Origin of the sequence: Curtobacterium oceanosedimentum (assembly GCF_040545555.1) — a bacterium.
GTDB lineage: Bacteria > Actinomycetota > Actinomycetes > Actinomycetales > Microbacteriaceae > Curtobacterium.
The window spans coordinates 84,694-97,685 of record NZ_JBEPMD010000012.1 but is presented as its reverse complement, the minus strand read 5'-3'; the positions used below and the strand labels follow the sequence as shown (position 1 = coordinate 97,685).

The following is a 12,992-nucleotide window of genomic DNA, read 5'->3' as shown; positions in this document are numbered from 1 at the left end:
GTTTGGGGTCCGCCCTGGCACCCCCCCCCGGCCGCCCCCCCCGGGGGGGGGGGGGGCCCCCCCCCCGGGGGGGGGGGGGGGGGGGGGGGGCGCCCCCCCCCCCCCCCCGTCCGTGACCGGTGACGTCGGCTACGCGACGGGCTCGCGGACCTGGTCGAGCGTCGGGTAGTCGGTGTAGCCCTCGGCGCTCGCGCCGTAGAAGAGCTCCGGGCGCGGCTCGTTGAGCTCCGCGTCCTGCTCCCAGCGCTCGGCGAGGTCGGGGTTCGCGATCGCGGCCCGGCCCACGGCGACGGCGTCGGCGAGGTCGCCGTCGAGCAGCGTGATCGCCTCGTCGCGGGAGGTCATCGACGAGAAGCCCGAGTTGGCGATGAACGGAGCGCCTGCGGTGCGGCGCACGTGCTGCACGAGCTCGCTGGCCGGCTCGGAGTGCAGGACGTCCACGAAGGCCAGCCCGAGCGGCGCGAGGCCCTCGGCCACAGCGGTGTAGGTCGCACGGACGTCGGCGTCGTCCTCCTCGAGCACGCCCTGGATGTTGTGCTGCGGCGAGAGACGGATGCCCACGCGGTCCGCGCCGACGGCCTCGGCGATCGCCGTGGTGACCTCGACGGCGAAGCGCGCGCGGTTCTCGGGCGAGCCGCCGTACTCGTCGGTGCGGGTGTTCGACACGGGGGAGAGGAACTCGTGCACGAGGTACCCGTTCGCGCCGTGCACCTCGACGCCGTCGAGCCCGGCCGCGATCGCGTTGCGGGCGGCGCGGACGAAGCCCTGGACGGCCTCGCGGACCTCGTCGGTGGTGAGCTCGTGCGGCACGGGCATGTCGGCCTTCGAGCCGTCGGCGAGGTGCGTCTGCCCCGGTGCCGCGATCGCCGAGGGACCGACGATGCGCGGGGTCTGCGAGATGTCGGTGTGCGAGACCCGGCCGCCGTGCATCAGCTGCATGACGATCGTGCCGCCGCGCTCGTGCACGGCGTCGGTGACGCGGCGCCAGCCCGCGACCTGCTCGTCGGTCTCGATGCCGGGCTGCCCGGGGTAGGAGCGGCCCTCCTGGACGGGCCAGGTGCCCTCGGTGATGATCATGCCGAGGCCGGCGCGCTGCGCGTAGTGCTCGACGAGGAGGTCGTTGGGGATGCCCTGCTCACCGGCGCGCGTCCGGGTGAGGGGGGCCATGACGATGCGGTTGCGGAGGTGGAGTGCGCCGAGGTCGGCGGCTTCGAAGAGCTTCACGAGTCCGTTGAACCACGTGTTGCGCCGGGCAATTCCGATCCCGCGGCGGATGCTCAGCGTCCGGGGCACACCAGGGTGCTCGAGCGGACCTGACCCTCGGGGCGGATCACCGTGTGCTGCGAGAGCGGCTGCCGGCAGATCGGGCAGGGGCGGTCGACGGTGCGGTCGTCTGCGCCTTCGACGTGTCCGGCGCCGATCTGCGACGGGCCCATCTTCTCGATGAGCGTGCGGTTCCACCGGTCGTACCAGCTGCCGAAGCGACCCACGGTCCGTCCTTTCGTTCGTGCACGAATCATTCTGCCACGAAGGGGGCGCTCAGTCGAGGGCGTCGACGCGACCGAGCAGTTCCGTCAGGTCGTCCTTGAGTCGTTCGAGTCGCTCGAGTGGCCAGCCCAGCCGATCGGCCACCGCGACGGGTACCGTACGTGCCCGGTCGCGGAGCGCTCGCCCGGCGGTCGTGAGCGACACCTCGAGCTGGCGTTCGTCGGCCGTGCTGCGCTGGCGTCGGACGTAGCCGGAGGCCTCGAGCCGCTTCAGCAGCGGGCTCAGCGTGGCGGAGTCGAGGCGGAGTTCCGCGGCGATCTCGCGCACCGACCGCGGGTCGTGCTCCCACAGCGCGAGCATGACGAGGTACTGCGGGTGCGTCAGGCCCATCGGGTCGAGCAGGTCGCGGTACAGCCCGATGACACTGCGGCTCGTCGCGGCCAGGGCGAAGCAGAGCTGCCGGTCGAGGGCCAGGGGGTCGACGTCGGTCGCGGTCATGCGTCCACGGTACTTCGTCCACGAACGGTCTGGAGGCCCGGTGCCGTGGTCCTGTGCCCGTTCCTTCCCATGGCACGCGCGATGGCAAGTGGAACCGGGCGTACCTGATGGTTCAGGACGACCAGGTGTGCCCGCTTCCGCCAGGTACGCCCGCTTCCGCCAGGGGCGCCCGGGTCCGGCAGGTGTGCCCGGAACGGCCTGGAGGCCCGGTGCCGGTCTCGTGGACCGGCACCGGGCCTCCAGGCGGTGCTGCGGGGCTGTCGCCGACGCGCGGTGCGCGCGCCGGCGGCCGTCGCCTAGGCGCGGTGCGTCGGCGTGTGCCCGTCGTGCGGGTTGGCGTCCGGCTCGACGTCCGCGGCGTGCGACCCGCGGTGCGCACCGGTACCCGCACCGGCACCGGCCACGGCGGGCTCGGCGCGGTGGCCGCGGTCGTCGCCGGGGTGCGATCGCTCGAGCTTGGCGCCCTCGACGTCGACGTCCGGCAGGATCCGGTCGAGCCACTTCGGGATCCACCACGCGCTCGTGCCGAGCAGGTGCATGACCGCCGGGATGAGCAGCATCCGGACGACGAAGGCGTCGACGAGGACACCGAACGCCAGGCCGAAGCCGATCGGCTTGATCGTCGAGGACTCCGAGAAGATGAAGCCCGCGAACACCGAGATCATGATGATCGCCGCTGCCGTGACCACCGCGCGCCCGGCGTGCAGACCGCGCTGGACCGCCACCTTCGCCGAGGCGCCGTGCGCGTACGCCTCGCGCATGCCCGAGACCAGGAAGAGCTGGTAGTCCATCGCGAGTCCGAACAGGATGCCGATCTCGATGATGGGCAGGAAGCTCAGGATCGGCGCCGGGTCGTGCACGCCGAACACGGAGCCGAGCCAGCCGAACTGGTAGATCGCGGTCAGACCACCGAAGGACGCGAGCACGGACAGGATGAACCCGGCCGTCGCGGTGATCGGCACGAGGAACGACCGGAACACGATGATGAGGATGATCAGCGACAGGCCGACGACCACGACGAGGTAGAGCGGCAGCACGTTCGCGAGCTTCTCCGACACGTCGATGTTCGCGCTCGCGTTGCCGGCGACCCCGAGTGTCACCCTGCCGTCGTCGGTCTGCACCGTCTGCTCGCGCAGGTCCTTGACCAGGGTCTCGGTCGAGACGCTGTCCGGGCCGCCCGCCGGCTTGACCTGGAACGCGATGATGTCGCGGTCGGACGAGGCGCCGATCGGCAGCACGGCCTCGACGTCGTCGTTCTTCGCGAGCGCCTGGCCGATGGTGACCTCGGTCGCGGTGACGTCGTCCTTCGCGATCGCCTTCGGCAGGTCGGCCACGACGAGGAGCGGACCGTTCTGGCCGGCGCCGAACTCGTCCTCGAGCGCCTTGTAGGCCTTGTACTGCGACGAGTCGGTCGCCTCGGACGCACCGGTCGGCAGACCGAGGCGCATCTGCGTGGCGGGCAGGGCGATCGTGCCGAGCACCGCGACACCGGCGACGAGCGTGATCACGGCGCGCCAGGTCGACATCGGCTTGTTCGGTACCTGCACGGCCCCGGTGTGCCCGATCTGCTGCCGCTCCTTCTTCCGCAGGATGCGCATCCCGAGCAGGGACAGCAGTGCCGGGGTGAACGACGTCGCGATGAGGATCGCGAAGAGCACCGCGACGGCGCCGACCGTCCCCATCAGGCCGAGGAACGGGATCCCGGTGATGTTCAGCGCGAGCAGGGCCACGATGACCGTCGTGCCCGCGAAGACGACGGCGTTGCCGGACGTGCCGTTCGCGAGCCCGATCGACTCGTGCACGCCCATGCCCGCCTTCAGCTGGGTCCGGTGTCGGTTGAGGATGAAGAGCGAGTAGTCGATGCCGACCGCCAGGCCGAGCATCACCCCCAGCACCGGCGTGACCGAGATGAACTCGACCAGGCTCGAGAACGACAGCGAGGCGAGGGTCGCGACGCCGACACCGAGCACGGCGGACAGCAGCGGGATCGCGGCGCCGATGATCGTGCGGAGCATCAGGAAGAGCACGAGCGCGGCGATGACGACGCCGACGATCTCGCCCGGGCCGAGGATCGACGGGACACCCTGGGCGATGTCGTTCGAGACGTACACGTCGACGCCGTCGAGCTTCGCGCTCTCGGCGCGGTCGGAGATCTCCTGCTTGGTCTCCTGCGGCACCTCGAAGGTCGACTTCGTGAACTGCACGGTGCCGATCGACGCCGCGCCGTTCGACGACACGAAGCGGATGTCCTTCGACAGGTCCAGCAGGTCGGACCCCTGCTCGAGCTGTCGCTCCTGGTCGTCGAGCTTCTGCTGTGCCTGCTCGAGCTGCTGCTGGCCCGAGGTGATCTGCTGCTGCTGCGCGTCGATCTGCGCCTGGGCCTGCGCGAGCTGCTGCTGGCCGGCCTGTGCGGCCGCGCTGCTCGCCGCAGCGGCTCCGGCGGCCTGGGCCTGCGCCTCGGCCTGGGCCCTCTGCTGGTCGAGCTGCGTCTGCGCCTGCTCGATCTGCTGCTTGCCGGACTCCAGCTGCGTCTTCTGCTGGTCGATCTGCGCCTGGCCGTCCGCGATCTGCTGGCGGCCGTCGACGATCTTCTGCCGCTGCTCGTCGAGCTGGTCCTGCGTGGTGAAGCCGTCGCGGACCTCCTTGACGCCGTCGAGGTCGGCGATCCCGTCCAGGAAGTCCTTGACGTCGGCCTTCTGGGTCGCCGTGAAGGCCTTGCCGTCCGTCGTCTCGAAGACCAGCGTGCCGTTGCCGCCGTTCGCCGACGGGAACTTGTCCGCCAGCTCGTCCTGCACCTGGCTCGTCTTCGTGTTCGGGATCGTGATCGACGAGGAGATCGTGCCCGCGAACAGGCTGTAGGTGAGCCCCGCGATGCCCATGATGACGATCCAGGCGATGATCACCAGCCAGTGGCGTCGTGCGGAGAACCGTCCGAGACGGTAGAGGAGACCGGCCATGCGGTTGCCCCGTCCTTTCGTGTCAGGTGCTGTGGTGGTGCGGGGTGCGCCGGTGGACCCCGGGGGGAGTGGTCAGGAGGTCGGCATGTAGCCGGAGCGGACGCTGTGCACGAGTCTGCTCAGCAGCGCATCCCAGGCGGTCAGCGATGCGGGGGTGAGATCGGGGCCGTCGTGGTTGAGCCAGTGGTCGGCGATGACGACGATGCCGCTCATGAGTGAGTCGACGAGCAGCGCGGTGTCGAGCGGGTCGGCGCCGGGGTGCCGTCGGGCGACCTCGTCGTGCAGCCGGTCGGTGACCCGCGAGAACGCGGTCTGGGTGAGGACCGCGGCCTTCGGGTCCTCCTTGCCCGGCTCGCCGATGATCCGGTACATGCCGGAGATCACCGGTGCCAGGTCGGCGCCGCGTGCGGCGGACTCGAGCTCCTCGAACATCGACGCCCTGCTGCCGTCGCCGATCGGGGTCCGTGCCATGTCGGCGAGGAACCGGTCGATGATCACCGACAGCTCCTGCTCGCACACCGCGAGCAGGACCTCGTCGAGCGAGGCGAAGTGGTTGAAGACCGTCCGACGCGCGACGTCGGCGCGGGACGCGAGGTCGTCGACGCTGAACCCCCGACCACCGCGCTCGTCGACGAGGTCGCGCGCAGCCTGCAGGATCGCGGCGCGGTGCTTCGCCTTGAGGGCGGCACGACGGTCGGTGGTGGTCACGTGCAACAACACTAGGTGCATCGATGCACTCGGTGCACCTTCTCCGAGTGATCCCTCAGGTTCGTCCCCCGGTGCGGTCCGACCGCGGTCCGGGATCGCCACCCGAGCGCGGAACACCGGTTCCGCACACCGGTTCCGCAGAGCGGTCCCGACTGACAGACTGGGTGCTCGCGACCGCCGTACGAAGGAGTACCCATGCCCGTCCGCCTGAGCCCGGAGACCCTGGACCAGATCGCCGCGAACGGCGTCGCGGTCCCCACCTACGACCGCGACGGCATCACCACCGGGATCGTGCACTTCGGCGTCGGCGGCTTCCACCGCGCGCACCAGGCGATGGTGCTCGACCGGCTGCTGGAGCGGGGCGAGGCGCGCGAGTACGGCATCTGCGGAGTCGGTGTCCTCGAGCAGGACCGCCGGATGGCCGCAGCGATGGACGAGCAGGGTGGCCTCTCCACGCTCGTGCTCAAGCACCCGGACGGCACGCGGGAGTCCCGTGTCGTCGGCAGCATCGTGGAGTACCTCCTCGCCGTCGACGACCCGGACGCCGTCGTCGAGAAGATGGCGCACCCGGACACGCGGATCGTCAGCCTCACCATCACCGAGGGTGGCTACAACTTCGACCACGTCACGGGGGAGTTCGTCGCGGACGAGCCGGGGGTCGCGGCGGACCTGCGCGGGGACGCTCCGCCGCGGACGGTGTTCGGCCTCGTGGTCGAGGCGCTCCGACGTCGTCGCGACCGGGGCCTCGAGCCGTTCACGGTGATGTCGTGCGACAACATCCAGGGCAACGGACACGTCGCCCGGCAGATGTTCACGAGCTACGCACGTCTGCAGGACCCGGCGTTCGCCGACTGGATGGACGAGCACGTGTCGTTCCCGAACTCGATGGTCGACCGGATCACCCCGGTCACGACGGACGAGGACCGGGCGTGGGTGCGTGACGAGCTCGGCATCGAGGACGCCTGGCCGGTCGTCGCCGAGCCCTTCTTCCAGTGGGTGCTCGAGGACGACCACCCCGCCGGTCGTCCGCGGTACGAGGACGCCGACGTCCAGCTCGTGGAGGACGTCGAACCGTACGAGCTGATGAAGCTCCGGCTGCTCAACGCCAGCCACCAGGGCCTGTGCTACTTCGGGTACCTGTCCGGGTACCGGTACGCGCACGAGGCCACGCAGGACGAGGCGATCGCGACCTTCCTCCGCCGGTACATGGACGAGGAGGCCTCGCCCACGCTGCACCCCGTGCCGGGGATCGACCTCGCGGACTACCAGGCGACACTGATCGAGCGATTCCGGAACCCCGAGGTCCGCGACACCCTCGCCCGCCTGTGCGCCGAGTCGAGCGATCGCATCCCGAAGTGGCTGCTGCCGGTCGTCCGCGCGAACCTCGCGTCCGGCGGTCCGGTCGCGCTGTCGGCCGGCATCGTCGCGTCGTGGGCGCGGTACGCCGAGGGCACCGACGAGGACGGGCAGCCGATCCAGGTCGTCGACCGCCTCGCCGACCGGCTGACCGCTGCCGCTCGGCAGCAGCGCGAGGACCGGCTCGCCTTCCTGCGCGACCGGCAGGTCTTCGGCGACCTGGTCGACGACGAGCGCTTCGTCGCGGCGTACCGCGACGCGCTCGACGGCCTCCTGCGTGACGGCGCGCACGCGACCGTCACGCGCCTGTCGCGGTCCTGACGCACCGCCCACCGGACGGGAGGCGCGGGGCGGCGCTGCACCGTGCCTCCCGTCCGACCGCGGTCGGTCCGGAGGCGCGTGGCGGCCGAGCGCCGTGCCTCCCGTCCGGCCGCGCCGGACCTGAGGCGCGTGGCGGCGTGCGCCGTGCCTCCCGTCCGGCCGCGCCGGACCTGATCGGCTGCGCCCCCTGGCGCTCGTCGCGCCCTGGTGTGCGGGGGCGCGTCGTCCGCGCCGGGGTGCGACGTCCAGGCGGGTCGCGGGTGGGGTCGGCATGCTCGTCCGCGTGCGGACGACGAGGACGACCCTGGCCACCGTCGCGGCGGTCGCCGCGCTGACGCTCGCGGGCTGCAGTGGCAGCGGTGGTGGGGGCACGGTGACCTCGGCGAGCGGCGCGCCGACCGCGTCGGCGACCGCGACCACGACGACGGTACTGACCCCGACGGCGGACGCGGCGACGTCCCGTGCGTTCGCCGCGCTCGAGGAGCAGTACGGGGCCCGTGTCGGCGTCGTCGCGATCGACACGGCGGACGGCAGCAGCACCGGGTACCGGGCCGACGAGCGCTTCGCGTTCGCGTCGACGAACAAGGCGTTCATCGCCGCGGCGGTCCTCGACCGGTCGAGCGGCGCGGACCTCGACGAGGTCGTCCACTACGGCCGCGGCGACCTGCTCGCGTACGCACCCGTGACGAGCCAGCACGTCGACGAGGGCATGACGGTCCGAGCGCTGGTCGACGCCGCACTCCGGCAGAGCGACAACACCGCGGCGAACCTGCTCGTGGACCGGCTCGGCGGCGTCGGCGGAGTGTCCCGGTGGCTGCGCGGGATCGGGGACGACGTGACCCGGGTGGACCGCGTCGAACCCGACCTGAACACCGCGGTCCCGGGCGACCCGCGCGACACGACGACCCCGGCGCAGTCGGCGGCCGACCTGCGCGCGGTCCTGCTCGGCGACGCACTCGACCCCGACGACCGGGCGCTGCTGCGGTCCGCGATGGCGGGGACCACCACCGGCGACGGCACGATCCGAGCCGGCGTGCCGGACGGGTGGTCGGTCGCGGACAAGACCGGGACGGCGTCGTACGGGGTGCGCGACGACATCGCGGTCGTGCAGCCTCCCGGCCGGGACCCGATCGTGCTCGTGGTGTTCACCACGCGCGACGGTGCCGGCGCGGACGCCGAGCCCTCCGACGCGCTGGTGGCCGCGGCGGCGCGGGTGGCGGTGCGGTCGATCGGCGCCGCGTCGGGCTGAGCTGCCGACCCGCTGCCGTCGGCGAGGGCCGTCAGCGCGGGAGCGTGGTGGCCCAGCGACCGAGCACGTCCCAGACCTGGTCGCGGACGTCGGGCGCCGAGAGCACCACGTCGTGCAGGGCTCCGTGCAGACGCCGGACGGTCACCTCGTCACCGAGCGACAACGCCCGGTGCGCGACCACGTCCACGTTGAGCGCGACGTCCGCGTGTGCCATCCCGTCGTCCCACCGCGGCTGCAGCATGCTCTTGTCGCTGAGCATCACGAGCGTCGGGACCGTGAGACCGAGCCCGTGCTCGACCCGCTCCTGCCCGGTGAACACCGCGGCGAGCCACCCGGGGTGCAGCGGGAAGCCCCGTTCGGGCCGCCAGCGCTGGTCGTACGTCCACGAACCGTCGCCCGTCGCGGACACCGTGCGGGTGTAGAAGCCCGGGTCGACCGCCGGCATCGGCGCGAGGGGGTTCCGCCTGGCGCCGAGCTTGATCACCGGTGCGACGATCGCCCGACCGAGCGCACTCGCCTGGAACTCGAGCCACGGGCTGTTCAGCACCAGGCCGTCGACGAGCTCCGGGTGACGCGCGGCCCAGAGCGACAGGGTGAGCCCGCCGGTGGAGTGCCCCATCGGGACGAGCCGTCGACGGGGGCCGCCGTGGTGCTCGGCGGCGATCGCGTCGAGGGCGGCACCGATGTCCTCGTCGTAGACGGCCAGGTCGTCGACGAACCCGGGTGTCTGGTGCGGCCGGAGGCTCCGGCCGTACTTCCGCAGGTCGAGGGCGTGGAAGCGCGCGCCGAGCCGCTCGAGGTGCTCCGCGAGCTCCACCTGGAAGAAGTAGTCGGACCAGCCGTGCACGTACAGCACGTCCACGCCGTGCAGTGGCCCACGGGCGTGCAGCAACAGGTCGTTCGGCGATCGCCGTCGTCGGACGAGCGTCGCGACGACCGGTCCTTCGCGGTCCTCGCCGAGCGGGAGCTCGAGGCGCTCGAACGGGGCTCCCAGCACGTCCTCGTGCCACTGCCCGGTCCCCATCACCCGAGCGTACCGACGACCCCGGGGTGACGGTTCGGTCACGGTCGGGTCACGGGACGGTGACGGCGGGGGTCCCTCCGGTAACGATCCGTACCGACTCGGTCCTTTCCCAGCGGTCGTGCCGGTCCTCCCCGGGGAACCCCGGGCGGACGCCCGACCAGCGTTGGGAGGGTCACCCGACGCCACCGGACGACGGGGGCGGGACCACGAGGGGGAGACATGACGATGCGACGTGCGACCGGGGCGGCCCTGGGCTTCGTCGGCGGCAGCGTGCTGGCGGGGCTGCTGGTCGGGGTCGGCGTGACGCCGGTGCTCGCGGTGGCCGGGGTGGGGACGACCTCGGCGATCGACCTGTTCGACTCGATGCCGGAGTACATCGAGATCGGTGACCTGCCCGAGCGGAACGAGATCTGGGCGTACCAGGGCGGGCAGCCCGTGCACCTGGTCGACGTGTGGGACCAGAACCGTCAGGAGCTCTCGCTCGACCAGATCAGCGACACCCTCGAGCACGCCGCGATCGACGGCGAGGACAAGCGCTTCCGCGAGACCGGCGGCGTCGACCCGACGAGCCTGGTGCGGTCGGTCGCGAGCGTCATCGCCTCCGGCGGGCAGGGCGGCTCCGGGGGCTCGACGATCACGATGCAGCTCGTGCGGAACATCAAGATCCAGCAGGCGAGCGAACTGCCGACCGCCGAGGAGCGCGAGGCCGGACACCGCGAGGCGACGGAGAAGAGTGCGCAGCGCAAGCTCGCCGAGGTCAAGCTGGCGATCGGGCTCGCCAAGGAGTACTCGAAGGACGAGATCCTCGCCGCCTACCTGAACATCGCCTACTTCGGCGACCAGACCTACGGCGTGCAGGCGGCCTCGCAGCGGTACTACGGCAAGGACGCCACGGACCTGACCCCGGCCGAGGCCGCGTCCTTGATCGCCATCGTGCAGTGGCCCGAGCGACGCGACCTGTCGACACCCGAGCACCACGCCGACAACCAGGCCCGGCGGGACGTCGTCCTCCGCTCGATGCACGACCAGGGGCACCTGAGCGACGCGGACCTCGCCGCGGCGCTCGCGTCACGTCCGGCCGACTACGTCCGCCTCACCGCACCCCAGCAGGGGTGCGAGTCGGCGGTCCGCGGCGCGGAGTTCTTCTGCGCGTACGCCGAGCAGGTGGCGCAGGACCTCCCGCAGCTCGGCGCCGACGCCGACGCGCGCGCCGCCGCCTGGCGCACGGGCGGGTACCGGGTGCAGACCACACTCGACCTCGACCTGAACACCCGGCAGAAGGACCTGCTCTCCCTGCACGACCCCGCGACCGAGAGCCGTCTCGCCCTCGGTGCCACGCTCGACACCGTCGAGGCGGGGACCGGGCGGGTGCTGACGATGGCGCAGAACAAGGACTTCGACCGCTCCGCGGACGCCCCGGCGACGGCGACCTCGCTCAACTACGCCACCGACGAGTCGAACGGCGGATCGAAGGGCTTCCAGGTGGGCTCGACCTACAAGATGTTCACGCTGCTGCAGTGGTTGGAGTCCGGCCGGAGCCCGGACACCGTGGTGGACGGCACGCGGAAGGCCCGGAGCACGTGGACGCAGTGCGGGCAGCGGGTGACGCTGGGCACCCCGTACGACCCGAAGAACGACGCGCCGGGGCAGACCGGGCCGTACTCCGTCCGCGCGGCGACGGCGCAGTCGGTGAACGCGGCGTACGCGGACATGGCGTCGCAGCTCGACCTCTGCGACATCCGGGACACCGCCGCGCGATTCGGTGTCCACCCGGCGACGGGTGGGGAGCTGCCAGCGAACCCGGCGGCGATCCTCGGGACGACGAGCATCGCCCCGCTCACGATGGCGGCCGCCTACGCCGGCATCGCGAACGGCGGCGTGACCTGCGCCCCGGTCGTCGTCGACCAGGTCACGGGCCCCGACGGCACGGCACTCGGCGGGCAGCCGCGGTCCTGCACGCGGGCGGTGTCGGCGTCGGTCGCCGCCGAGGCGTTCGCGGTGATGCAGGGGGCCTTCCGCGGCGGCACGGCGACCGGGGGCCAGACGCTCGACGGAGCGACGCTGTTCGGCAAGACGGGCACGACCGACGCGGCGGACCAGATCTGGCTCGTCGGCGGGACCTCGCGCGCGGTGACGGCGTACTGGCAGGGCAACACCGACGGTGGGAAGACGAACCTGCGGTACGTCGGGAGCGGTCAGGGCGGCACCTACGCGGGGTCGCGCGCTGCCGTCTGGCGGCAGGCGCAGACGGCGGTCAACGCGGCGCTGCCCGTCGGCTGACGCCGCCCGGGACGGACTGGAGGCACGGTGCCAGCCGGCACCGTGCCTCCAGTCCGCGACGATCGCGGCTACGACACCTTCTTGCTGTCCGTGAGCCAGCCCGCGAGCTTCGTCATGTAGTCGGCCTGCGACGCGTAGTCGAGCGCGGGGAAGGTCCAGCTGTGGACCTGGCCCGCCTCGAGCGCCGGGTTGTCGGCGAAGGTCGGCTGCTTCTCGAGGTCCGCGACCTGGTAGCCCTGCTGCGAGAGCAGGATCACGTCACCGGTGATCTGCCCGGCGTTCTCCCACGAGTAGATGCCCCAGTAGAAGCCCTTCGGCTTCGGCTCCACGAAGTCGACGCCGAACGACGAGTACATCTGCAGGGTCGGCTCGTCGGACGGACGCGTCACGTACGCGCCGTCGCCGTCCGCGTACATCGAGACGACGGACACGTCGCTCGACTTCGCGGCCTGCTCGAGGGTGTCCTCGGCCTCGTCGAAGCGGTCCTCGGCGGCCTCGACCTTCGACTCGGGCGCACCGAGCGACTCGGCCAGGCCGGCGATCTTCTCGATGACGTCCTCGCCCTTGCCGCCCCACTTCACCTGGACGACGGGTGCGATGGCCTCGACCTGCTGCTCCTGCTCCTTGTCCTTGAAGCCGTAGCCGGGCTGGGTCTCGTCGAGGGTGCCCTTCTCGTCGGTCGGGTACACCGACGTGACGACGAGGTCCGGCTTGAGCGCTGCGAGCTGCTCGAGGTCGATGTCGCCGTACGCCTGACCGAGCTGTGTGATGCCGTCCTTGTCGAGGTCGTCGAAACGGGCGTCCTTCGCCATGGTCAGCTGGCCGAAGGTGCCGACCGGACGCAGGCCGTACTCGATGAACGAGATGGCGATGTCGTTGAGGACGACGACGCGCTTCGGCGTGCTGTCGGTCTTCACGGTCGCACCGGTGGCGTCCTTGTACGACCAGGGACCGGAGGCGGTCGAGGCGTTGCCGGCGGTGTCCCCGGATCGGGCTGAGTCGTCGGAGCCGTTCGCTCCGGAGCAACCGGCGAGCAGGAGGGCCGGGACGGCCACGGAGGTCACGAGGGCGGCGCGCAGGGAGCCGCGGCGGGGGATCTTCACGTTAGGAG

The 12,992-nt window shown here is 71.8% G+C and carries 10 protein-coding genes; 3 read left to right on the top strand and 7 right to left on the bottom strand.

Annotated elements, in window-relative coordinates; genetic code table 11:
* Positions 1 to 129: 129 nt before the first annotated feature.
* From ABIC52_RS13135 to ABIC52_RS13115, 5 genes are all read right to left on the bottom strand, one after another.
* Entirely contained in the window at positions 130 to 1,224 is a 1,095-nt protein-coding gene (locus ABIC52_RS13135; RefSeq protein ID WP_354027540.1) for an alkene reductase, read from the bottom strand.
* A 53-nt stretch (positions 1,225 to 1,277) separates the two neighbouring features.
* A complete protein-coding gene (locus tag ABIC52_RS13130; protein ID WP_174234761.1) occupies positions 1,278 to 1,490 on the bottom strand; it encodes a hypothetical protein in 213 nt (70 codons plus the stop codon).
* 49 nt (positions 1,491 to 1,539) lie between these two features.
* Positions 1,540 to 1,986, bottom strand: a complete 447-nt coding sequence (locus ABIC52_RS13125) for a MarR family winged helix-turn-helix transcriptional regulator (protein ID WP_209679027.1) — start codon at positions 1,984 to 1,986, stop codon at positions 1,540 to 1,542.
* A gap of 296 nt (positions 1,987 to 2,282) precedes the next feature.
* Complete coding sequence (locus ABIC52_RS13120) at positions 2,283 to 4,943, bottom strand: MMPL family transporter (protein WP_354027539.1); 2,661 nt, start codon at positions 4,941 to 4,943, stop codon at positions 2,283 to 2,285.
* A gap of 72 nt (positions 4,944 to 5,015) precedes the next feature.
* Positions 5,016 to 5,651, bottom strand: a complete 636-nt coding sequence (locus tag ABIC52_RS13115; protein ID WP_354027538.1) for a TetR/AcrR family transcriptional regulator — start codon at positions 5,649 to 5,651, stop codon at positions 5,016 to 5,018.
* A 195-nt stretch (positions 5,652 to 5,846) separates the two neighbouring features.
* Here ABIC52_RS13115 and ABIC52_RS13110 point away from each other — a divergent pair, with 195 nt between their 5' ends.
* Together ABIC52_RS13110 and bla are read left to right on the top strand one after the other, a co-directional pair.
* Entirely contained in the window at positions 5,847 to 7,328 is a 1,482-nt protein-coding gene (locus tag ABIC52_RS13110) for a mannitol dehydrogenase family protein (RefSeq protein ID WP_354027537.1), read from the top strand.
* Positions 7,329 to 7,599: 271 nt separating this feature from the next.
* On the top strand, positions 7,600 to 8,577 hold the full coding sequence (gene bla / locus ABIC52_RS13105) for a class A beta-lactamase (protein ID WP_435526078.1): 978 nt from the start codon (positions 7,600 to 7,602) through the stop codon (positions 8,575 to 8,577).
* A gap of 31 nt (positions 8,578 to 8,608) precedes the next feature.
* Here the strand turns inward: bla and ABIC52_RS13100 are convergent, their stop codons facing one another.
* A complete protein-coding gene (locus ABIC52_RS13100; protein WP_354027535.1) occupies positions 8,609 to 9,601 on the bottom strand; it encodes an alpha/beta hydrolase in 993 nt (330 codons plus the stop codon).
* A 219-nt stretch (positions 9,602 to 9,820) separates the two neighbouring features.
* Here ABIC52_RS13100 and ABIC52_RS13095 point away from each other — a divergent pair, with 219 nt between their 5' ends.
* Positions 9,821 to 11,881, top strand: a complete 2,061-nt coding sequence (locus ABIC52_RS13095) for a transglycosylase domain-containing protein (RefSeq protein WP_354027534.1) — start codon at positions 9,821 to 9,823, stop codon at positions 11,879 to 11,881.
* Positions 11,882 to 11,949: 68 nt separating this feature from the next.
* Here the strand turns inward: ABIC52_RS13095 and ABIC52_RS13090 are convergent, their stop codons facing one another.
* Positions 11,950 to 12,984: an ABC transporter substrate-binding protein gene (locus ABIC52_RS13090; RefSeq protein WP_354027533.1), complete on the bottom strand. Its 1,035-nt coding sequence runs from the start codon at positions 12,982 to 12,984 to the stop codon at positions 11,950 to 11,952.
* Positions 12,985 to 12,992: the final 8 nt, after the last annotated feature.